This window comes from Streptomyces sp. NBC_00104 (assembly GCF_045160825.1).
Classification (GTDB): Bacteria; Actinomycetota; Actinomycetes; order Streptomycetales; family Streptomycetaceae; genus Streptomyces.
The window spans coordinates 4,469,633-4,491,283 of the sequence record NZ_CP108215.1; the positions used below are offsets into that span (position 1 = coordinate 4,469,633).

13 protein-coding genes and 3 rRNA genes are annotated in these 21,651 nt (G+C 68.2%); 6 read left to right on the top strand and 10 right to left on the bottom strand.

Going from position 1 to position 21,651, the window contains the following annotated elements; all coding sequences use genetic code 11:
• The first annotated feature begins 78 nt into the window (after window positions 1-78).
• On the top strand, window positions 79-1,287 hold the full coding sequence (locus OG272_RS19555) for a winged helix-turn-helix domain-containing protein (RefSeq protein WP_405894235.1): 1,209 nt from the start codon (window positions 79-81) through the stop codon (window positions 1,285-1,287).
• A gap of 76 nt (window positions 1,288-1,363) precedes the next feature.
• On the opposite strand, the gene OG272_RS19560 is transcribed toward OG272_RS19555, so the two are convergent.
• From OG272_RS19560 to mtnA, 7 genes are all read right to left on the bottom strand, one after another.
• A complete protein-coding gene (locus tag OG272_RS19560) occupies window positions 1,364-2,113 on the bottom strand; it encodes a response regulator transcription factor (protein WP_239754909.1) in 750 nt (249 codons plus the stop codon).
• Between the two features lie 206 nt (window positions 2,114-2,319).
• On the bottom strand, window positions 2,320-3,012 hold the full coding sequence (hpf, locus tag OG272_RS19565) for a ribosome hibernation-promoting factor, HPF/YfiA family (RefSeq protein WP_405894237.1): 693 nt from the start codon (window positions 3,010-3,012) through the stop codon (window positions 2,320-2,322).
• Window positions 3,013-3,327: 315 nt separating this feature from the next.
• Window positions 3,328-4,122: a ComF family protein gene (locus OG272_RS19570; RefSeq protein ID WP_327729425.1), complete on the bottom strand. Its 795-nt coding sequence runs from the start codon at window positions 4,120-4,122 to the stop codon at window positions 3,328-3,330.
• Between the two features lie 521 nt (window positions 4,123-4,643).
• Window positions 4,644-6,470 (bottom strand): LpqB family beta-propeller domain-containing protein, encoded by a 1,827-nt coding sequence (locus tag OG272_RS19575; RefSeq protein ID WP_326582361.1) that lies wholly within the window; start codon window positions 6,468-6,470, stop codon window positions 4,644-4,646.
• Window positions 6,460-8,532, bottom strand: a complete 2,073-nt coding sequence (gene mtrB, locus OG272_RS19580; protein ID WP_326582360.1) for an MtrAB system histidine kinase MtrB — start codon at window positions 8,530-8,532, stop codon at window positions 6,460-6,462. The genes OG272_RS19575 and mtrB overlap by 11 nt, the downstream gene beginning before the upstream one ends.
• 1 nt (window position 8,533) lies before the next feature.
• Window positions 8,534-9,223 carry a two-component system response regulator MtrA gene (mtrA, locus tag OG272_RS19585; protein ID WP_189823911.1) on the bottom strand — a complete coding sequence of 230 codons (690 nt, stop codon included), beginning with the start codon at window positions 9,221-9,223 and terminating at the stop codon, window positions 8,534-8,536.
• A gap of 8 nt (window positions 9,224-9,231) precedes the next feature.
• Window positions 9,232-10,377 carry an S-methyl-5-thioribose-1-phosphate isomerase gene (gene mtnA, locus OG272_RS19590; RefSeq protein WP_328223225.1) on the bottom strand — a complete coding sequence of 382 codons (1,146 nt, stop codon included), beginning with the start codon at window positions 10,375-10,377 and terminating at the stop codon, window positions 9,232-9,234.
• A 140-nt stretch (window positions 10,378-10,517) separates the two neighbouring features.
• On the opposite strand from mtnA, the gene OG272_RS19595 reads away from it, so the two are divergent.
• The 5 genes from OG272_RS19595 to OG272_RS19615 are packed head-to-tail and all read left to right on the top strand — an operon-like array spanning window position 10,518 to window position 16,095.
• Entirely contained in the window at window positions 10,518-11,876 is a 1,359-nt protein-coding gene (locus tag OG272_RS19595; protein WP_327729423.1) for a glycerophosphoryl diester phosphodiesterase membrane domain-containing protein, read from the top strand.
• Window positions 11,877-11,916: 40 nt separating this feature from the next.
• Window positions 11,917-12,606 carry a DUF4129 domain-containing protein gene (locus OG272_RS19600; protein ID WP_326582357.1) on the top strand — a complete coding sequence of 230 codons (690 nt, stop codon included), beginning with the start codon at window positions 11,917-11,919 and terminating at the stop codon, window positions 12,604-12,606.
• Entirely contained in the window at window positions 12,603-13,796 is a 1,194-nt protein-coding gene (locus OG272_RS19605; RefSeq protein ID WP_327729422.1) for a DUF4350 domain-containing protein, read from the top strand. Before OG272_RS19600 ends, OG272_RS19605 begins: the two co-directional genes overlap by 4 nt.
• The gene (locus tag OG272_RS19610) at window positions 13,796-14,785 is read left to right on the top strand and encodes a MoxR family ATPase (RefSeq protein WP_326585801.1); all 990 of its coding nucleotides are present in this window, start codon (window positions 13,796-13,798) and stop codon (window positions 14,783-14,785) included. Before OG272_RS19605 ends, OG272_RS19610 begins: the two co-directional genes overlap by 1 nt.
• Window positions 14,785-16,095 carry a DUF58 domain-containing protein gene (locus OG272_RS19615; RefSeq protein WP_405894241.1) on the top strand — a complete coding sequence of 437 codons (1,311 nt, stop codon included), beginning with the start codon at window positions 14,785-14,787 and terminating at the stop codon, window positions 16,093-16,095. The genes OG272_RS19610 and OG272_RS19615 overlap by 1 nt, the downstream gene beginning before the upstream one ends.
• 106 nt (window positions 16,096-16,201) lie before the next feature.
• Here the strand turns inward: OG272_RS19615 and rrf are convergent.
• From rrf to OG272_RS19630, 3 genes are all read right to left on the bottom strand, one after another.
• A 5S ribosomal RNA gene (rrf, locus tag OG272_RS19620) occupies window positions 16,202-16,318 on the bottom strand.
• A 96-nt stretch (window positions 16,319-16,414) separates the two neighbouring features.
• A 23S ribosomal RNA gene (locus OG272_RS19625) occupies window positions 16,415-19,538 on the bottom strand.
• Between the two features lie 312 nt (window positions 19,539-19,850).
• Window positions 19,851-21,377 (bottom strand): 16S ribosomal RNA (locus tag OG272_RS19630).
• Together the 16S, 23S and 5S rRNA genes form the textbook arrangement of a ribosomal RNA operon.
• Window positions 21,378-21,651: the final 274 nt, after the last annotated feature.

Sequence of the window (21,651 nt, forward strand, 5' to 3'; positions counted from 1 at the left end):
CCGCGCCCGCCCCCCGCCTCCACACCCAACCCCGCAGCTCACCCCCCGCTGTCAGTCCCCTCCCCTACCCTGCGGAGCATGACCTCCCTCCCGCGCCCCACCACAGAACTCACCGCAGACGAGGCCCGCCGACTCGCCCTCCGGGCGCAGGGCTTCCTCGGCGCCCCGGACCGCAGATCCGGCGTCCGCGGCGTCCTGCGACACCTGGGCGCGGTCCAACTCGACACCATCTCGGTCCTGGCCCGCTCCCACGAACTCATCCCGTACGCCCGCCTCGGCGCCGTAGGCCGCACCACGGTCGACAAGGCCTACTGGACCACCACGTCCACCACGTCCACCGCATCCACCGGCGCGCAGCCTGCACGCCCCCACGCCTTCGAGTACTGGTCCCACGCCGCCTGCATCCTCCCCATCGAGGAATGGCCCCACTTCGCCTTCCGCCGCCGCGCCTACCGAGCCCGCCCCCACTGGAACCACCAACTCCCGGACGACGCCTACGACCGCGTCATCAAACAACTCCGCGCCGAAGGCCCCCTCACGGCCACAGAGCTGGGCGGCGCGAAACGCACCAGCGAATGGTGGGACTGGTCCGGCGAGAAGGTCGCCGTCGAGCGCGCCCTGATGTACGGCGAGGTGGTCTGCGTAGAGCGCCGCCGCTGGAAGCGGGTCTACGACCTCGCCGAACGCGCCGTCCCGGACACCCTCCTGCACGACGAGCTGGACGACACGGAGTGCGTGCGCCGTCTGGTCCGCCTGGCCGGCGAGGCCCTCGGCGTCGGCACCCGCGCGGACATCGCCGACTACCACCGCCTCAAGGGCGAGCAGTTCGACGCGGTGGTCGCCGACTCGGGCCTGGTCCCGGTCACCGTGGAGGGCTGGGCCAAACCCGCCTGGGCCGACCCCGCGGCCCTGGCCACGCCCCCGCGGGGCCGCCACCGCACCACGCTCCTGTCCCCGTTCGACTCCCTCGTCTGGGAACGGGCCCGCACGGAACGCATCTTCGGCTTCACCCACCGCCTGGAGGCGTACGTCCCCAAACAGAAGCGCGTCCACGGCTACTTCGCGATGCCGGTCCTGTCCGGCGGCCGGCTCGTCGGCCGCGTCGACCCCGCTCGCGACGGCCGCACCCTCGTCGCCAAACAGGTCACCCTCGACGGCCCCAAGGCGATCCCGGCGGTGGCCCAGGCCCTCCTGGAGGCGGCGACCTGGGTGGACTGCACGGACGTGCGCGTGGAGCGAGTGGACGCTCCCGAACTACGCGATCCCTTGGTCCGCGCCCTGACGTGACCCACCGGCCCAGCGACCCGAGGAACCGAAGATCCGGGGACTCGGGGGCTCAGGGACTCGGGGACCTGGGCCCGGCCTAGCGGATCTCGAGGATCTTCTCCCGCATCGCGTACACCACGGCCTCCATCCTGGAGTGCAGCTGCAGCTTCTCCAGGATGTTGCGCACATGGTTCTTCACGGTGTTCTCGGAGATGAACAGCTCCTTGGCGATGTCCCGGTTGTTCATACCGGTCGCCACGAGCTTGAGCACTTCCAGTTCCCGGTCGGTCAGCCGCGGCGCCGGCACGAGACGCCGCTCGTCGGTTCGCTGGATCATCGACTTGAACTCGGTGAGCAGTTTCGACGCCATGGAGGGGCTGATCTGCGACTGCCCGTCGGCGACCGCGCGAATGGCCGTGGCCACCTCGTCCGTGGAGATCTCCTTGAGGAGATAACCGGTCGCCCCCGCCTTGATCGCATCGTAGAGGTCGGCCTCCTCGTCGCTGATCGTCAGCATGATGATCTTCGCGCTGGGGGCCACCTCCTTGATGGAGGTACACGCCTCGATACCGCCACGCTTGGGCATCCGTACATCCATCAGCACGATGTCGGGCAGCAGATCCGCGGCCTTGTCGACCGCCTCCGCCCCGTCGCCGGCCTCGCCGACGACCTGGATGTCCTCCTCGGCGGCGAGCACGATCTCCAGGCCGCGGCGGAAAAGCGCGTGGTCGTCCACGACGAGAACGCGGATCGGTTCCTTGCGCGGGGAGCCCGCGGCGGAGCCCATGCCGACGGAGCCGTCATCGGCATCCTCGTCACGCATCGGTCCAAAACTGCTGTCCGCCATCGTTCCTCCCCCTGAAGGCCGTGGCCTGTGTTTCTGTGCCATCGCCAACCCAAGGCAACGGACCGCCGGTTGGGGCCGGTTCAGCCATGATTTCATGCCTGGCCGACGCTGCGGTGACAGAGCGGGCCACAAGGGGTCGCACACCGGTGCCCCCGGGGGGCGCACAAGCCCTCCAGGGGCACCGGCTCAGCTGTCACCCGGCGCGGTCAGCCGCCGAGCGCGCCACCCGCGGCGTCCCCATGCGCCTGGGCGACCATCGGGTCCGTGCTGAGGTGGATGACGCCGTAGTCGTAGGCGTGCCGCCGGTAGACGACACTCGGTTCCTTGGTCTCGGAGTCGACGAAGAGGTAGAAGTCGTGCCCGACCAGTTCCATCTCGTAGAGAGCCTGGTCGAGGGTCATCGGGGAGGCTACGTGGGTCTTCTCGCGGACGATGAGGGGGCCTTCGCCCTTCACCTCCAGCGAACCGATCTTCTTGGTGGGCACGCCGTCCGGCTGCTCCTCGTCGGCGACGTATCCGTTGCCGTTGAGGGTCGCCACGCCGGGGACGTGGTCGGCGACCTCCGCGGCCGTAAGCCTGCGCGCGCCTCGGCGCGTGTAACGCTTGTCGTGCTGCTTGCGCAGCCGGGCTTCCAGCTTGTCCGCCGCCAGGTCGAGCGCCGCATACGGATCGCTTGCCGCTGCCTCGGCCCGGATCACCGGCCCGCGGGAGTGGAGCGTGATCTCCACTCGGTCACTGCGGTCGGCCTGTCGGGGGTTGGGCTCCTTGGACACCTCGACGTCGAGGCTGATCACCTTGCCGTCGAGCTTCTGGATCTTCTCCAGCTTCAGCTTCTCGGCCACGTGCTTGCGGAACCGCTCGGGCACCTCGGTCTTGCGGCCCTTGACGACGATGTCCACGCAGAACTCCGTTCCCGGATCACTCCGCTCCAATGGCGGAGCATCTCCCTTGTGCACCAGGTTCCGGTGGCTCCCGGAACCGCGGACTCGGTGACTTCCACCTCCTCCTCCCCCGTGGACAAGATCTCCACCCCACCGGCACGGGGTGATTCAGAAAACCCGCAGCACAGCATTCGGATATGTGGTGAACGGCCGGGGCCATTCCCTCACAACCGAACATATCTCGCCCGGACGGATGTCGTCACCCTCTACCGGGACGTACCTCCGTTCAGGTGAATTGACCCTCTCCTTACCTGCAACGATGCAAGATCTCTGTCAGTTCCGGTTTATTTGGAAAGAGTCGGGCGGCGCGGCGACCACCGCCGCGCGGATCCCGTCTCCGCCGCCGTCCACGTCCACCATTCCCGTTTCCCCTTGTGTCCACCTCGCCTCCTTTGCCATTCGTCGTGCGTCGAACTCGCCCGGCGCGGCCGCCCAGCCGTCGCGGGCCTCCCGCACCGCCCGTGCCGCCTCCGCGAGCGAGGCACCGGTGGTCATCAGGTCGTCCACGAGCACGACCACACCACCGCCCAGCAGCCGGGCACCCCCGGCGGCCACCTCCAGGGCGCCCGCGAGGTTGCCCAGCCGCTGCCGGGAGTCCAGCCCCGACTGGTCGGCCACCGCACGCCGCTGCCGCAGCACCCCGGCCACCCGGGCCGACGTCCCGGTACGCCGCAGCTCCCCGGCCGCCGCGAGCGCGATCCGCCGCGCCGGGTCGTGTCCCCGCGCCCGCACCGCCCGCCGCGCGGACGGCACCGGAACCAGCAGCACCGGCCCGTCGCCACCGCCCGCCCGTACGGCCCCCGCCAGGGCCGTGCCGAGTGGTCCGGCGAGCGCCAGCGCCCCCCGTTCCTTGTGTGCGATCAGCGTGGCCCGCACCGCGTCCTCGTACGGCGCCGCAGCGTGCACCACCGGCAACCCGGCAGGCTCCGGCACCGGTCGCACCCGGCACGGCGCGGCCCCGGTCAGCGCCGCGCGGCACTCCGGGCAGAGCACCGCGCGAGACCTCCCACAGCCTCCGCACTCGGCCGGCAGCACCAGATCCGTGAGGTCCTGCCACCACCCCCGCATGCCCACCACTGTGCCCACGCATGCGAAGCGCCGCCACCCCTGTGGACAACCGCCTGTGGACAACTCACCGGAACCGCAGAAGGGTTGTCACCCACACGAACGACGAGTGCCCGAAAAAGCCCGAGTGCCACCACAACAAGACCGGCCGGCACCCTCGACTCCCGTTTCCCCGTCGACGCCCTGCCCATTTGACCTGCCACGCCCGCTGCCGGAGCCGGAGTCACGAAAGCCTAGGGGAGGTACAAACTCCGCTCGGCGGGAGGGGCCTGCGGGAGGGCCTGCGGGAAGGGCCGGACCGACCGGACCACGGCCGCCGCCGGCCACAGACGGACAAGCGGGGCGACACCCGGCACCCCCGGCCACCGCCCCTTCGACGTCCGCCCACCGCAGCGGCCCGCCGCGGGACACCCCCGCGGAGCCCTCCCCCAGCGGCACCACACGCACCACACGCACGGCGCGTCCGGCACGCACCGGCCGCACCCACCCACGACCAGGCCCACCGCACGCATCGCCCCGGGCCCTCACCCGGGATAGACCGGCGCCGACCCTTCCTTGACCACCGTCTGCCACTGCTCCCCCGGGGACAGCCGGACGATCCCATCGGCCGAGTGCGCGACGAGCGGCTGGCTCTCGTCCTCGGACGCGGCGATCTCCTCCACGCCCGTGAGCGCGGAGGGCCCGGAGCCCGGCGTCGGGGAGCCGTCGACCCGGACGTACCGCATCTGCTGCACGCCACCCTGTTCACGCCCCACGACCACGAGTTGGCTGTCGCCCGCCCACGACATGGCGGTGACGTCCTCCAGGTCCGGTGTCACTGACCGCAGCTCGACGATCGAGACGGTGGTGCTCTCCGCGTCGGCGTCCCGCTCGATGCGCCCGATGTACAGCGCCCGCTTGCCCTCGTTCTCCAGGATCAGCGCGACCCGCACCCCGTCGGCGGCCACCCGCACCGCCTCGATGCGTCCCTCGAGGCGGGGCGTCCTGACCTCCAGCGGCTCACCCATGCCGTCCGCCAGGACCAGCAGCCGGGGGTTCTTGGGGTTCCGGTCGGCCACCCACAGGTCGCCCCGCCCGTCCCAACTGGGCGTCGTCAGCCGATCCTTCGCGGTCGCACCGGAACTGCGCAGCGCAGGATCGCCGAGCGCGCCACCGGCCGTCAGCGGCGTCACGTAGAGCTCGCTCCCGTCGGCCGACACACCGGCCGCCCGGTCCTCACCACGCGACACGGCAGCCGACCGCAGCTGTTCCTGGCCCTCACCGAGCGCGCCGGGAACGGCCGTCGGCGTGGTCACCGCGTCCCGCTCGGACAGCCGTACGAGCTTGTGGTCGCCGTCGATGAAGTACTCGTACACCGCTCTCTTGCCGAAGCCGTGCGAGGCGACGATGCCGGCCTGGCCCTCAACGAGCTCGCACAGCTGCGCGCCGGTCGATCCCTGCAGCTCCACCTCGTCGACACCCGTGGGCATGTAGTCCTGGAGGGTGAAGAGGAGTTGGGCGGCCATCTCCTTGCATCTGCTGTCCGAGACGCGGTCGGCCTTCTTGTTCAGCGGCACGACCAGCCTGTTCTGGTCGTCGGGGGTCAGCGCCCGGGTGCCCTTCCGCAGGGCCGTACCGGAGGGGAAGCTCGTCCTCGCGACCGGGTTGAGCCAGCTGGTGGGGCCCTTCAGGAGGTCCCGGACCACCTGGGTCACCGGATCGACCTGGCTGCGCACGTAGACCGGGTCGGCGACCGTCCCCGGCTCACCGGACTGCGCGGCGGAGGTGAAGTAGTACTTGTTGATGGACTTGTAGTTGCGCTCGAAGTCGGACCTGCCGAGCACCACTCCCGGCGGCAGCGCGTCGATGCGCCACTGCCGGGTGTCCTTCACGCGCGTGAGGTGCACGGTCCGGCGGTACTCGCCGCCGGTGGGCGCGTACGCGTGCTGCCCGTCCACCAGGGCGACCTTGTCGCCGGACAGCACGTACCGGTATTCGTCGGCCTCCGGCCCGTCCCCCGTGACCTGGGTGTACGGGGTGGGCGCCTCGGCGAGGACCGTGGTCGACTCGCCCGGCTCCCAGTTCTTGAGCGCGTCACCGGTCAGGTATTTGCGAGCCGTCTCGTAGTTCAGGTCGTCACTGGTCAGGGCCTCCAGGAAGCCCTGCACGATCTCCCGCGGCTCGGCGTCCTCCGCGGGCGGCAGCGCGAAGACCCGCACCTTGGCGTCCTGCCTCGGCGTGGACTCGACATCACGCATGTCACCGTTGTCCGGCATCGAGGCGCACCCCGCCAGCAGTACGGCACCGATGCCGACACAGGCCGTCGCCCGCACCGGACGCCTGCGGCCGCGTTTCGCGCGGTCAGCGCCCACGGAATGCCTCCCCCTGCTCGTGCTGCCGCTCCGCATCGCTCGCGGCCCTCTCCTCGGCGCGCCCCGCGCCGTCCTCGGGCCGCGCGGACGCTGCCGGGGGCGGCGTCGAGGGCGGCAATCCGGGCCGGGGCACCACGCGCGCGCCGTTGCCCGGCAGCGCCGTCGGATCGGCCGTCGGAGCCTGTCCGGCGCCCGGCCGGGGCCCTATGGCCGTCCTCGCGGCACCGTGCTCACCGGCCTGGACCGGCACCGTGGCGAGCTTGCCACCACCGCCGAGCGGCAGACCGGCGTCGTCGAGGCCACGATGGCGCCGGGAGTCCCTTGGCTCCAGGGGTATCGGGGAGCCCCGCAGCGGCTCGTCCGCCGTCCTCGGCAGGGTGAGCCGGAACTGCGAGCCGCCGCCCGGCTCGCCCCACGCCTGCAGCCAGCCCCCGTGCAGCCGGGCGTCCTCCAGGGCGATGGACAGCCCCAGTCCCGTACCGCCGGTCGTACGCGCGCGTGCCGGATCCGCCCGCCAGAAACGGCTGAAGACCCGGGTCGCCTCGCCCGGCTTGAGTCCCACCCCGTAGTCCCGCACCGCGACCGCGACCGCGCCGCCCGCCGCCGCGAGCTTGACCACGACGTCCTTGCCCTCACCGTGCTCCACGGCGTTGACCACCAGGTTGCGCAGCACCCGCTCCACTCGCCGGGCGTCTGCCTCGGCCACGACGGGCTGCTGGTCCCCGAGCACCCGTATCCGCGTCCCCTTGCGCTCGGCGAGCGGCTCGGCCCCGCTGACGACCTTCCGTACGACCGCCCGCAGGTCTATCGGCTCGGCCTCCAGGGCCGCCGCGCCCGCGTCGAACCGGCTGATCTCCAGCAGGTCCGCGAGCAGCGACTCGAACCGGTCCAGCTGATCGGCGAGCAGCTCGGCCGACCGCGCGGTCACCGGGTCGAAGTCCACGCGCGCGTCATGGATGACGTCCGCCGCCATCCGTACGGTCGTCAGCGGCGTACGCAGCTCGTGCGACACGTCGGAGACGAACCTCCGCTGCATCCGCGACAGGTCCTCCAACTGCTGGATCTTCAGCTGGAGGTTCTGCGCCATCTTGTTGAAGGCCTCGCCGAGCCGTGCGATGTCGTCCTCACCGCTGACCTTCATCCGTTCCTGCAGCCGCCCGGCGGACAGCCGCTCGGCGATCCCGGCCGCCATCCGCACCGGCGTCACGACCTGCCGCACCACGAGCCAGGCGATGGCCCCGAGCAGGACGACGACGAACAGCCCGGCCGTCGCCAGCGTCCCCTTGACCAGGCTCAGGGACTTCTCCTCCTGGGTGAGCGGGAAGAGGTAGTACAGCTGGTACGACTTGCTGTTGGGGTCGCTGACCTGCTTGCCGATGATCAGGGCCGGCTGGGGATCCTGGCCGTTGTCGTAGTAGATCCGTGTGTAGCTCTGAACCGCACTGGTGCCGTCGTCGACCCGCTCACGCAGCTCCACAGGCACACTGAGGTCCCATTGCACGCCCCCGGAGACCCGGGGTCCGAGGCCGCCGTCGGCGGAGGCGGGGCTGAGCGTCACGACGTCGAACGCGCCCTGGCCTCCGCTGGAGAGCGAACTCACCAGGTTGGTCATCCACTCGCTGACGTTCTGCACGCGGTCGCCGTCCGGCTCCGCGCTCTCGTTCCCGGCCGCGCTCGCCTCGCTGTCCGCCTTCTGCTCGGCGACCGTGAAACCTCCGGTGGCCTGGCTCTGCGAGGCCTTGACCTTGGCGTCCAGCAGTCCGTTACGGACCTGCCCGATGACGACGAAGCCCAGCAGCAGCACGACGCTGAGGGACATCAGCAAGGTCGTCACGACGATCCTGAGCTGGATGTTGCGCCGCCACAGCCGCATCACGGGCAGCAGCGGGCGGCGCACCCAGCGCATGAACAGCCTCAGGACCGGGCTGCCCTGGACTCCGCCCTGCAGCAACCCGCCCTCCAGGAGACGCCCCCAGCGGGATCCCGACGACTTCCGGCCGACAGGCCGCTCCGCGCGGGTCCCCGGCTGGCCGGGCGCCGAAGCGGCACTGTCACCGGACATGTCAGCTGGGCCCTGCCTTGTATCCGACACCACGGACGGTCACCACGATCTCCGGCCGCTCCGGGTCCTTCTCGACCTTGGAACGCAGCCGCTGCACATGCACGTTCACCAGACGGGTGTCCGCCGCGTGGCGGTACCCCCAGACCTGCTCCAGCAGGACCTCACGAGTGAACACCTGCCATGGCTTCCGCGCCAGCGCGACCAGCAGATCGAACTCCAGCGGCGTCAGGGCGATCGACTGCCCCTCCCGCTTCACCGAGTGCCCGGCCACATCGATGACCAGGTCACCTATGGCGAGCTGCTCCGGCGCCGGCTCCTCCGACCGCCGCAGCCGCGCCCGGATCCGGGCCACCAGCTCCTTCGGCTTGAACGGCTTCACGATGTAGTCGTCCGCGCCCGACTCCAGGCCGACCACCACATCGACGGTGTCGCTCTTGGCCGTGAGCATCACGATCGGCACCCCGGACTCCGCCCTGATCAGGCGGCACACCTCGATCCCGTCCCGGCCCGGCAGCATCAGATCCAGCAGCACCAGATCCGGTTTGGCCTCACGGAACGCGGCCAGCGCCTTGTCGCCGTCGGCTACGAAAGACGGCTCAAAACCTTCACCACGCAACACAATGCCGAGCATCTCGGCCAGTGCGGTGTCGTCGTCGACGACAAGGACTCGTCCCTTCATGAATGCCATCATCCCATTAACTAAATCGTTACCTGGCGTGACCTGTCACACAGCTCGGCAAGCGCATCAGCGGTCACGGGCGACACAGCCCCCTCCTCGGTGACGATCGCCGTCACCAACTCGCCCGGCGTCACGTCGAACGCCGGGTTGTACGCCTGGGTCCCCAGGGGTGCCACCGCGATCCCGCCTCCCGCCTCTGCTCCCGCCACCGGCACCTGAGGTGCCGTGATCTCGGTCACCTCATGGCCCGCGCGCTGTTCCACCTCGATGGACGCCCCGTCCGGGGTGTCCGGATCCACCGTCGTCACCGGCGCCACCACGATGAACGGCACGTGGTGATACCGGGCAAGCACCGCCAGCGGATACGTCCCCACCTTGTTCGCCACCGATCCGTCGGCGGCGATCCGGTCGGCGCCCACCAATACCGCGTCCACCTCCCCCGCCGCGAACAGCGAACCCGCTGCATTGTCCGTGAGCAAGGTGTACGCCATTCCGCTGCGCGCCGCCTCATAAGCCGTCAGCCGGGCACCCTGCAGCAACGGCCGTGTCTCGTCCACCCACAGCCGCCGCAGCCGCCCCGACCGGTGCGCCGCGAGCGCCACCGCGAACGCCGTGCCCTCACCACCCGACACCAGCGCCCCGGTGTTGCAGTGCGTGAGCACCCGGTGCCCGCCGCCCGGCAGCAGCTCGTCGAGCAGCGCCAGCCCGTGCGCGGCCATGCGGGAACTGGCCTCGGCGTCCTCCCGGTGCAGCGCCCGCGCCGCGACCAGTGCCGCCTCGGCGGCCCGCTTCTGATCGCCCGTCCGGCCGAGCTCGGCCCGGTACGCGGCCCGCGCCCGGCGCACACCGACAGCGAGGTTCACCGCGGTGGGCCGGGCACCTCCCAGCGCGTCGGCGGCCTCCTCCACATCGAACCCGCGCGCGGCGGCGAGCGCGACGCCGTACGCCCCGGCGATTCCCAGCAGCGGCGCCCCGCGCACGGCGAGCGAACGGATCGCCTCCACCAGCGCGGGCGCGTCCGTGCACACCAGCTCGACCTCCTCGGCAGGCAGCCTCGTCTGGTCGAGGAGGACCAGGACGGGGCCTTCGGGCGGCTCGTCCCAACGGATCGCGGGTATCCCCGTCGGCCGGATGTCGTCGCCGGATCGCGCGTACTGATCAGCCATGCGGTCAGTCTGCCCCGTATCCGTCGGACAATTGAAGGTGCGCAGCACATACGGCCCCCGGTCACTTCTCGGACACCGCGTGGCACGATGGGCGCCAACCTGCCGCCGCGACCGCGGACGGGCACCGTGAAGGAGCGACGATGAAGGACACTCCGGGCTGGGCCTCGCCCGGATCCGCCCCCTCGGGCGGCCAGGAGCCGGACCAGCAGGGCTCCGCGCAGCCGACGGACCAGACCGGCGCGGACCAGACGCAGCCGCCGTCCAAGTGGTCCAAGGAGCAGCCGCCTCCCGCCCAGTGGTCCGCTCCGAGTCCGCAGGCTCCCGGCCAGACCCCGCCACCACCGCCCGTCCCGGGCTGGGGCGGCCACCCCGGCCCCCAGCACCCCGGCCCCGGCGGCTACGGCCCGCCAGGCGGCCCCGGAGCCCCGGGAGGCCACCCCGGTTACGGCGCCCCCGGCCCGGGCTACGGCACTCCCGGCTGGGGCGGCGGCTGGGGCGGCCCCCCACCCGCGGCCAAGCCAGGTGTGATCCCGCTGCGCCCCCTCGGCATCGGCGAGATCCTGGACGGCGCGGTCTCCACCATGCGCACGCACTGGCGCACGGTCCTCGGCATCTCCCTGGCCGTCGCGGTCATCACCCAGATCGGGGTCATCCTGCTCCAGGGCCTCGTCCTCAACGACACCGCGAGCTCGGACGCCCTCAACGACCCGACCGCCACCCCCGGCGAACTGGGCCGCGCCCTGGGCGACACCCTGCTGAGCACCTCCGTCGTCATGGTGATCTCCCTGCTGGGCACCATCATCGCGACGGCCCTGCTCACGACCGTGACCAGCCGCGCCGTCCTCGGCAAGTCGGTGACCATCGCCGAGGCCTGGCGGGACGCCCGCCCGCAGCTCCTCAGGCTGGGCGGCCTGACCATCCTGCTGCTCCTGGTCGCCGGCCTGATCATGACCGTGGGCGTCCTGCCCGGCATCCTTCTCGCCGCCGGAGGCTCCACCGGCGGGGGTGTACTCCTCGCTCTCTTCGGCGGACTCGGTGCCTTCGTCCTCACCGTGTGGCTGATGATCCGCTTCTCGCTCGCCTCGCCCGCCCTGATGCTGGAGAAGCAGGGCGTCGGGAAGTCGATGAACCGCTCCGTCAAGCTGGTGCGCGGCTCGTGGTGGCGCGTCCTCGGCATCCAGCTGCTCGCCGCGATCATCGCCTACGTCGTCGCGTCGATCGTCGTGATCCCCTTCTCCTTCGCGGGCGCGGCCCTGGACGGCGACGGCATCTCCGGCCTGCTCGCCACCGGCGGCACCGCACTCGGCTGGACCTACCTCGTCATCAGCGGCGTCGGCGCGGTGATCGGGTCCACGCTCACCTTCCCGATCAGCGCGGGCGTCACCGTGCTGCTCTACATCGACCAGCGCATCCGCCGCGAGGCCCTCGACCTCGAGCTGGGCCGCGCCGCCGGTCTCCAGGGCTACGGCGACGCCCCCGGCGCCACCCCGGGGAGCTGATGGGGTGAGTCTGTCGGGGGGAGGACTGACAGCCGTACCGATGTCGTGGCGCTCGGCGGACGAGCCACCCGTCACCCTCCCGCGCGACCCCGCGCGGGAGGCGGCCCGGCGCGAACTGTCCAAGGGCATGTACCACGAGAACGACCCCAGTTGGTACGAGCGCGCCATGGACGCCTTCTGGGAGTGGCTCGACAAGGTGTTCGGCGCCGCCTCGGCCGCCACCCCCGGCGGCACGCTCGGCCTCGTGGTCATCGTCCTGGCCGTACTGGCCCTCCTCGGAGCGCTGTGGTGGCGCCTCGGCACCCCACACCGCACGCCGACCTCCTCCGCCGTGCTCTTCGACGACCGCCCCCGCAGCGCCGCCGAACACCGCGCGACCGCCGAGGCGCAGGCCGCCCAGGGCCACTGGAACCAGGCCGTCCAGGAACGCATGCGGGCCGTCGTCCGCTCGCTGGAGGAACGCGCCCTGCTCGACGTACGACCAGGCCGCACCGCCGACGAGGCGGCCTCCGAAGCCGGCTCGGTGCTCCCCGCCCACGCGGACCGACTGCACGCCGCCGCCCGGGACTTCGACGACGTCACATACGGCGGCCGTTCCGCGGCCGAAGGAACGTACCGCCGGCTCGCCGACCTCGACACCGACCTGGAACGCACCAAGCCTGCCCTGGCCAGCAGCGCCGCCGACACCGCGAGCACGGCCCGGAACACACGCCCGGGAGCCGCCGGATGACCACCGAGGCCACGCTCCCGTCCACCTCGGTCTCGCCCACGGCCCGCCAGGTGTGGACCCGCGCGCGCGGTGTCGTGCTCGCGGCGGTGATCCTCCTGGCCGCGGCCGTCGTGATCGCCGTGATCCGCTCCGGCGCCGAACACGGCCGCCTCGATCCGCGCTCCGCCGACACCGACGGCAGTCGCGCCGTCGCCGAACTCCTCGACGACCGGGGCGTGTCCACGCGTCTGGTCACCACTCTCGACGAGGCGAGCGCCGCGGCCGGCCCCGACACCACCCTCCTGGTCGCCGTCCCGGACCTGCTGACCGACGCCCAGCAGAGCCGCCTCCGCGCGGCGACCGAGGCCTCTGACGGCCGCACGGTCCTCGTCGCCCCCGGCCCCCCGTCCGTGAGCACCCTCGCGCCCGGAGTCACCGCCGACGCGGCCCTCAGCCTGGACTCCACGCTCACGCCCCGCTGCGAGCTGTCCGCCGCCCGCCGCGCGGGCAGCGCCGACACCGGCGGGGTCCGCTACCACGTCGTCTCCGGCGCGGCCGACACCTGCTACCCCGAGGACGGCCTGCCCACCCTGGTGCGCGTCCCGGCCGCCGAAGGGGACGGCGACACCGTCGTCCTCGGCGCTCCCGACATCCTCTACAACAGCAGCCTCGACGAGCAGGGCAATGCCTCCCTCGCCCTCCAACTCCTCGGCTCGCGCCCCCATGTGGTCTGGTACCTCCCCTCGCTCGCCGACGACTCGGCCCCCGACTCCGGCAGCCGCAGCTTCTTCGACCTGCTCCCCTCGGGCTGGCTCTGGGGCACCCTGCAACTCTTCTTCGCCGGAGCCCTGGCCGCCCTGTGGCGGGCACGCCGACTCGGCCCCCTGGTGCCCGAGAAACTCCCCGTCGCGATCCGCGCCTCCGAAACCGTCGAAGGCCGCGCCCGCCTCTACCGCAAGGCGGGGGCCCGCGACCGCGCGGCCGCCGCTCTTCGCTCCACCACCCGCACGCGCCTCGCCCCTCTCGTAGGTGTCCCGGTCTCCCGGGCACACACGCCCGAGGCCCTGCTCCCCGCCCTGTCCGCCCACCTCCGCGGCGACGGACAGCCCCTGCACGCCCTCCTCTTCGGCCCGCCGCCCAGCGACGACACGGCCCTCATCGCCCTCACCGACCAACTCGACGCCCTCGAAAGAGAGGTACGCCGTTCATGATGGACCCGACCACTGACAACGCCGGGACCACCGGGGATCCGGACGCCGCCCGAGCCTCCCTGGAGGCCCTGCGCGCCGAGATCGGCAAGGCCGTGGTCGGCCAGGACCCCGCTGTGACCGGCCTCGTCGTCGCCCTCCTCTGCCGCGGACACGTCCTACTGGAAGGAGTCCCTGGAGTAGCCAAGACGTTGCTCGTCCGCGCCCTCGCATCCGCACTGGAGCTGGACACCAAGCGCGTCCAGTTCACCCCGGACCTCATGCCGAGCGACGTCACCGGCTCCCTCGTCTACGACACCCGCAGCGCCGAGTTCTCCTTCCAGCCCGGCCCGGTCTTCACCAACCTGCTCCTCGCCGACGAGATCAACCGCACCCCGCCCAAGACCCAGTCCTCCCTGCTGGAGGCCATGGAGGAACGCCAGGTCACGGTCGACGGCACCCCCCGCCCACTCCCGGACCCGTTCCTGGTCGCGGCGACCCAGAACCCGGTCGAGTACGAAGGCACCTACCCCCTGCCCGAGGCCCAGCTGGACCGCTTCCTCCTCAAACTGACGGTCCCGCTCCCCTCCCGCCAGGACGAGATCGACGTCCTCACCCGCCACTCCGAGGGCTTCAACCCGCGCGACCTGCGCGCCGCCGGACTACGCCCCGTCGCGAACGCGGCCGACCTCGAAGCCGCCCGCGCCGCCGTGGCCAAGACGACGATCTCCCCCGAGATCACCGCCTACGTGGTGGACATCTGCCGCGCCACCCGGGAATCCCCGTCCCTCACCCTCGGTGTCTCCCCCCGAGGTGCCACGGCCCTGCTCGCGGCCTCCCGCGCCTGGGCCTGGCTTACGGGACGCGACTACGTCATCCCCGACGACGTCAAGGCACTCGCGCTCCCGACCCTCCGCCACCGCGTCCAGCTCCGCCCGGAAGCCGAGATGGAAGGCGTGACGGCCGACTCGGTCATCAACGCGATCCTCGCCCACGTCCCCGTCCCCCGCTGATGGCCCCCACCGGACGCGCCGCACTCCTCGCGGCCCTCGGCACCCTCCCCGTAGGCATCTGGGAGCCCAGCTGGACGGGCATCCTCGCCGTGAACGCGCCCTTGGCCCTGGCATGCGCCTGCGACTACGCTCTGGCCGCACCAGTGCGCCACCTGGGCCTCATTCGCTCCGGCGACACCTCCGCACGCCTGGGCGAAACCGCGGACGTCACCCTCACGGTCACCAACCCCTCCAACCGTCCCCTGCGCGCCCACCTCCGCGATGCATGGCCCCCCAGCAGCTGGCTGCCCGGCTCCGAAGTGGCCGCCTCCCGCCACCGCCTCACGATCCCTCCGGGCGAGCGCCGCCGCGTCACCACCCGGCTGCGCCCCACCCGCCGCGGCGACCGCCAGGCGGACAGGGTCACGATCCGCTCGTACGGCCCCCTCGGCCTCTTCGCCCGACAGGGCGGTCACAAAGCCCCCTGGACCGTACGCGTGCTCCCGCCGTTCACCAGCCGTAAGCACCTGCCGTCCAAACTGGCCCGCCTGCGCGAACTCGACGGTCGCACCAGCGTCCTGACCCGAGGCGAGGGCACGGAGTTCGACAGCCTCCGCGAGTACATCCCCGGCGACGACACCCGCTCCATCGACTGGCGCGCCACGGCCCGTCAGTCCTCGGTCGCCGTACGCACCTGGCGCCCCGAACGCGACCGCCACATCCTCCTCGTCCTGGACACCGGCCGAACCTCCGCGGGCCGTGTGGGTGACGCGCCCCGCCTCGACGCCTCCATGGACGCGGCTCTTCTCCTGGCCGCTCTGGCCTCCCGCGCCGGCGACCGCGTGGACCTCCTGGCCTACGACCGCCACGTACGAGCCCTCGTCCAGGGCCGCACAGCGGGCGACGTTCTCCCGTCCCTGGTCAACGCCATGGCCCCGCTCGAACCCGAACTAGTCGAAACGGACGCCCGCGGCCTCACAGCCACCGCACTCCGTACGGCCCCCCGCCGCGCCCTGATCGTCCTCCTCACCACCCTCGACGCGGCCCCCGTCGAACAGGGCCTTCTCCCGGTCCTGTCCCGCCTCACCCAGCGCCATACGGTCCTGGTGGCCTCGGTCGCCGACCCGCACATCGCCCGCATGGCCGACTCCCGAGGCACCACCGATGCCGTCTACGAGGCCGCAGCAGCCGCCCAGGCCCAGGCGGACCGTCACCGCACCGCCGAACAACTCCGCCGACACGGCGTCACGGTCGTCGACGCCACTCCGGACGACCTGGCGCCGGCCCTGGCGGATGCCTATCTGGCGCTGAAGGCGGCAGGACGTCTCTGATCCATCAATCCCTCTGCCAACTCCTCTGGCCAGGAATCCCAAAAAGAGGAGAACCCGGAAACGCAAAAAGGCCCACACCATAAGGTGTGGGCCTTTCGCAATATTTGTTCGGCGGCGTCCTACTCTCCCACAGGGTCCCCCCTGCAGTACCATCGGCGCTGTAAGGCTTAGCTTCCGGGTTCGGAATGTAACCGGGCGTTTCCCTCACGCTATGACCACCGAAACACTATGAAACACTCAACCGCACCATCCCCCGTGACCAAACAAGGGAATGGGGTTGTTCGTGGTTTCAGAACCAACACAGTGGACGCGAGCAACTGAGGACAAGCCCTCGGCCTATTAGTACCAGTCAACTCCACCCGTTACCGGGCTTCCATATCTGGCCTATCAACCCAGTCGTCTACTGGGAGCCTTACCCCATCAAGTGGGTGGGAATACTCATCTCGAAGCAGGCTTCCCGCTTAGATGCTTTCAGCGGTTATCCCTCCCGAACGTAGCCAACCAGCCATGCCCTTGGCAGAACAACTGGCACACCAGAGGTTCGTCCGTCCCGGTCCTCTCGTACTAGGGACAGCCCTTCTCAATATTCCTGCGCGCGCAGCGGATAGGGACCGAACTGTCTCACGACGTTCTAAACCCAGCTCGCGTACCGCTTTAATGGGCGAACAGCCCAACCCTTGGGACCGACTCCAGCCCCAGGATGCGACGAGCCGACATCGAGGTGCCAAACCATCCCGTCGATATGGACTCTTGGGGAAGATCAGCCTGTTATCCCCGGGGTACCTTTTATCCGTTGAGCGACGGCGCTTCCACAAGCCACCGCCGGATCACTAGTCCCGACTTTCGTCCCTGCTCGACCCGTCGGTCTCACAGTCAAGCTCCCTTGTGCACTTACACTCAACACCTGATTGCCAACCAGGCTGAGGGAACCTTTGGGCGCCTCCGTTACCCTTTGGGAGGCAACCGCCCCAGTTAAACTACCCATCAGACACTGTCCCTGATCCGGATCACGGACCCAGGTTAGACATCCAGCACGACCAGACTGGTATTTCAACGACGACTCCCCCTGAACTGGCGTCCAGAGTTCACAGTCTCCCAGCTATCCTACACAAGCCGAACCGAACACCAATATCAAACTGTAGTAAAGGTCCCGGGGTCTTTCCGTCCTGCTGCGCGAAACGAGCATCTTTACTCGTAGTGCAATTTCACCGGGCCTATGGTTGAGACAGTCGAGAAGTCGTTACGCCATTCGTGCAGGTCGGAACTTACCCGACAAGGAATTTCGCTACCTTAGGATGGTTATAGTTACCACCGCCGTTTACTGGCGCTTAAGTTCTCAGCTTCGCCACCCCGAAGAGTGACTAACCGGTCCCCTTAACGTTCCAGCACCGGGCAGGCGTCAGTCCGTATACATCGCCTTACGGCTTCGCACGGACCTGTGTTTTTAGTAAACAGTCGCTTCTCGCTGGTCTCTGCGGCCACCCCCAGCTCGAGGAGCACGTCCTCTCACCAGTGATGGCCCCCCTTCTCCCGAAGTTACGGGGGCATTTTGCCGAGTTCCTTAACCATAGTTCACCCGAACGCCTCGGTATTCTCTACCAGACCACCTGAGTCGGTTTAGGGTACGGGCCGCCATGAAACTCGCTAGAGGCTTTTCTCGACAGCATAGGATCATCCACTTCACCACAATCGGCTCGGCATCAGGTCTCAGACTATTGCCAGGCGGATTTACCTACCTGACGTCCTACACCCTTACCCCGGGACAACCACCGCCCGGGATGGACTACCTTCCTGCGTCACCCCATCACTCACCTACTGCAAGTCTGGTCCGTCGGCTCCACCACTTCCCTTTCCCCGAAGGGTCCGGGACGGCTTCACGGACTTAGCATCGCCTGGTTCAATGTTTGACGCTTCACAGCGGGTACCGGAATATCAACCGGTTATCCATCGACTACGCCTGTCGGCCTCGCCTTAGGTCCCGACTTACCCTGGGCAGATCAGCTTGACCCAGGAACCCTTGGTCAATCGGCGCACACGTTTCTCACGTGTGTATCGCTACTCATGCCTGCATTCTCACTCGTGAACCGTCCACAACTCGCTTCCGCGGCTGCTTCACCCGGCACACGACGCTCCCCTACCCATCCATACAGGCGTTGGCCCTATTGTATGAATGACACGACTTCGGCGGTACGCTTGAGCCCCGCTACATTGTCGGCGCGGAATCACTAGACCAGTGAGCTATTACGCACTCTTTCAAGGGTGGCTGCTTCTAAGCCAACCTCCTGGTTGTCTGTGCGACTCCACATCCTTTCCCACTTAGCGTACGCTTAGGGGCCTTAGTCGATGCTCTGGGCTGTTTCCCTCTCGACCATGGAGCTTATCCCCCACAGTCTCACTGCCGCGCTCTCACTTACCGGCATTCGGAGTTTGGCTAAGGTCAGTAACCCGGTAGGGCCCATCGCCTATCCAGTGCTCTACCTCCGGCAAGAAACACACGACGCTGCACCTAAATGCATTTCGGGGAGAACCAGCTATCACGGAGTTTGATTGGCCTTTCACCCCTAACCACAGGTCATCCCCCAGGTTTTCAACCCTGGTGGGTTCGGTCCTCCACGAAGTCTTACCTCCGCTTCAACCTGCCCATGGCTAGATCACTCCGCTTCGGGTCTTGAGCGTGCTACTAAAGTCGCCCTGTTCGGACTCGCTTTCGCTACGGCTACCCCACCCGGGTTAACCTCGCAACACACCGCAAACTCGCAGGCTCATTCTTCAAAAGGCACGCAGTCACGACGCACCGAGCAAAGCTCGATACGCGACGCTCCCACGGCTTGTAGGCACACGGTTTCAGGTACTATTTCACTCCGCTCCCGCGGTACTTTTCACCATTCCCTCACGGTACTATCCGCTATCGGTCACCAGGGAATATTTAGGCTTAGCGGGTGGTCCCGCCAGATTCACACGGGATTTCTCGGGCCCCGTGCTACTTGGGTGTCTCTCAAACGAGCCGTACAGATTTCAGCTACGGGGGTCTTACCCTCTACGCCGGACCTTTCGCATGTCCTTCGCCTACCCATACGGTTTCTGACTCGCCGACCAGCCGGCAGACTGATCAAGAGAGATCCCACAACCCCGTATACGCAACCCCTGCCGGGTCTCACACGCATACGGTTTGGCCTCATCCGGTTTCGCTCGCCACTACTCCCGGAATCACGGTTGTTTTCTCTTCCTGCGGGTACTGAGATGTTTCACTTCCCCGCGTTCCCTCCACTTGCCCTATGTGTTCAGGCAAGGGTGACAGCCCATGACGACTGCCGGGTTTCCCCATTCGGACACCCCCGGATCAAAGCCTGGTTGACGACTCCCCGGGGCCTATCGTGGCCTCCCACGTCCTTCATCGGTTCCTGGTGCCAAGGCATCCACCGTGCGCCCTTAAAAACTTGGCCACAGATGCTCGCGTCCACTGTGCAGTTCTCAAACAACGACCAACCACCCATCACCCCGGACCAGAAGTCCGAGTGCACTGGGGCCGGCACTGAAGGCGACCTGAACGGCCATACCCTCAGACACCCAACAGCGTGCCCGACCCGATCGACGTCCGGAGATCATGCTTTCCACGCCCTTACGGACAGTACTCACAGCCTCCGACCCGTGAACCGGTCGAATAATCAACGTTCCACCCTTGAGCAACCAGCATCAGTCGTTCGCTGATGTCCTGGCCTCTGATCCGGCAAAGCCGGATAAGAAGTACTCCTTAGAAAGGAGGTGATCCAGCCGCACCTTCCGGTACGGCTACCTTGTTACGACTTCGTCCCAATCGCCAGTCCCACCTTCGACAGCTCCCTCCCACAAGGGGTTGGGCCACCGGCTTCGGGTGTTACCGACTTTCGTGACGTGACGGGCGGTGTGTACAAGGCCCGGGAACGTATTCACCGCAGCAATGCTGATCTGCGATTACTAGCAACTCCGACTTCATGGGGTCGAGTTGCAGACCCCAATCCGAACTGAGACAGGCTTTTTGAGATTCGCTCCGCCTCACGGCTTCGCAGCTCATTGTACCTGCCATTGTAGCACGTGTGCAGCCCAAGACATAAGGGGCATGATGACTTGACGTCGTCCCCACCTTCCTCCGAGTTGACCCCGGCAGTCTCCTGTGAGTCCCCATCACCCCGAAGGGCATGCTGGCAACACAGAACAAGGGTTGCGCTCGTTGCGGGACTTAACCCAACATCTCACGACACGAGCTGACGACAGCCATGCACCACCTGTACACCGACCACAAGGGGGCGACCATCTCTGGCCGTTTCCGGTGTATGTCAAGCCTTGGTAAGGTTCTTCGCGTTGCGTCGAATTAAGCCACATGCTCCGCTGCTTGTGCGGGCCCCCGTCAATTCCTTTGAGTTTTAGCCTTGCGGCCGTACTCCCCAGGCGGGGAACTTAATGCGTTAGCTGCGGCACCGACGACGTGGAATGTCGCCAACACCTAGTTCCCACCGTTTACGGCGTGGACTACCAGGGTATCTAATCCTGTTCGCTCCCCACGCTTTCGCTCCTCAGCGTCAGTAATGGCCCAGAGATCCGCCTTCGCCACCGGTGTTCCTCCTGATATCTGCGCATTTCACCGCTACACCAGGAATTCCGATCTCCCCTACCACACTCTAGTCTGCCCGTATCGAATGCAGACCCGGGGTTAAGCCCCGGGCTTTCACATCCGACGCGACAGACCGCCTACGAGCTCTTTACGCCCAATAATTCCGGACAACGCTCGCGCCCTACGTATTACCGCGGCTGCTGGCACGTAGTTAGCCGGCGCTTCTTCTGCAGGTACCGTCACTTTCGCTTCTTCCCTGCTGAAAGAGGTTTACAACCCGAAGGCCGTCATCCCTCACGCGGCGTCGCTGCATCAGGCTTTCGCCCATTGTGCAATATTCCCCACTGCTGCCTCCCGTAGGAGTCTGGGCCGTGTCTCAGTCCCAGTGTGGCCGGTCGCCCTCTCAGGCCGGCTACCCGTCGTCGCCTTGGTGAGCCGTTACCTCACCAACAAGCTGATAGGCCGCGGGCTCATCCTTCACCGCCGGAGCTTTCCACACTCATCGGATGCCCGAGAGTGTTGTATCCGGTATTAGACCCCGTTTCCAGGGCTTGTCCCAGAGTGAAGGGCAGATTGCCCACGTGTTACTCACCCGTTCGCCACTAATCCCCACCGAAGTGGTTCATCGTTCGACTTGCATGTGTTAAGCACGCCGCCAGCGTTCGTCCTGAGCCAGGATCAAACTCTCCGTGAATGTTTTCCCGACTGTGCTTAATGAAAAGCGCGGGTCGACACCACGAGAGCGGAACAGTCAGGCGGAATAAGCCCGACCGTTCACAGCGTCCTCGCTGTGTTTTACTTCAAAGGAACCTCGCCCCAACCGAAACCGGCCGGGAACGGGGTATCAACATATCTGGCGTTGATTTTTGGCACGCTGTTGAGTTCTCAAGGAACGGACGCTTCCTTTGTACTCACCCAAGCTACTCTCGGGCTTTCCTCCGGGCAGTTTCCCTTCGGTCTTGCGTTTC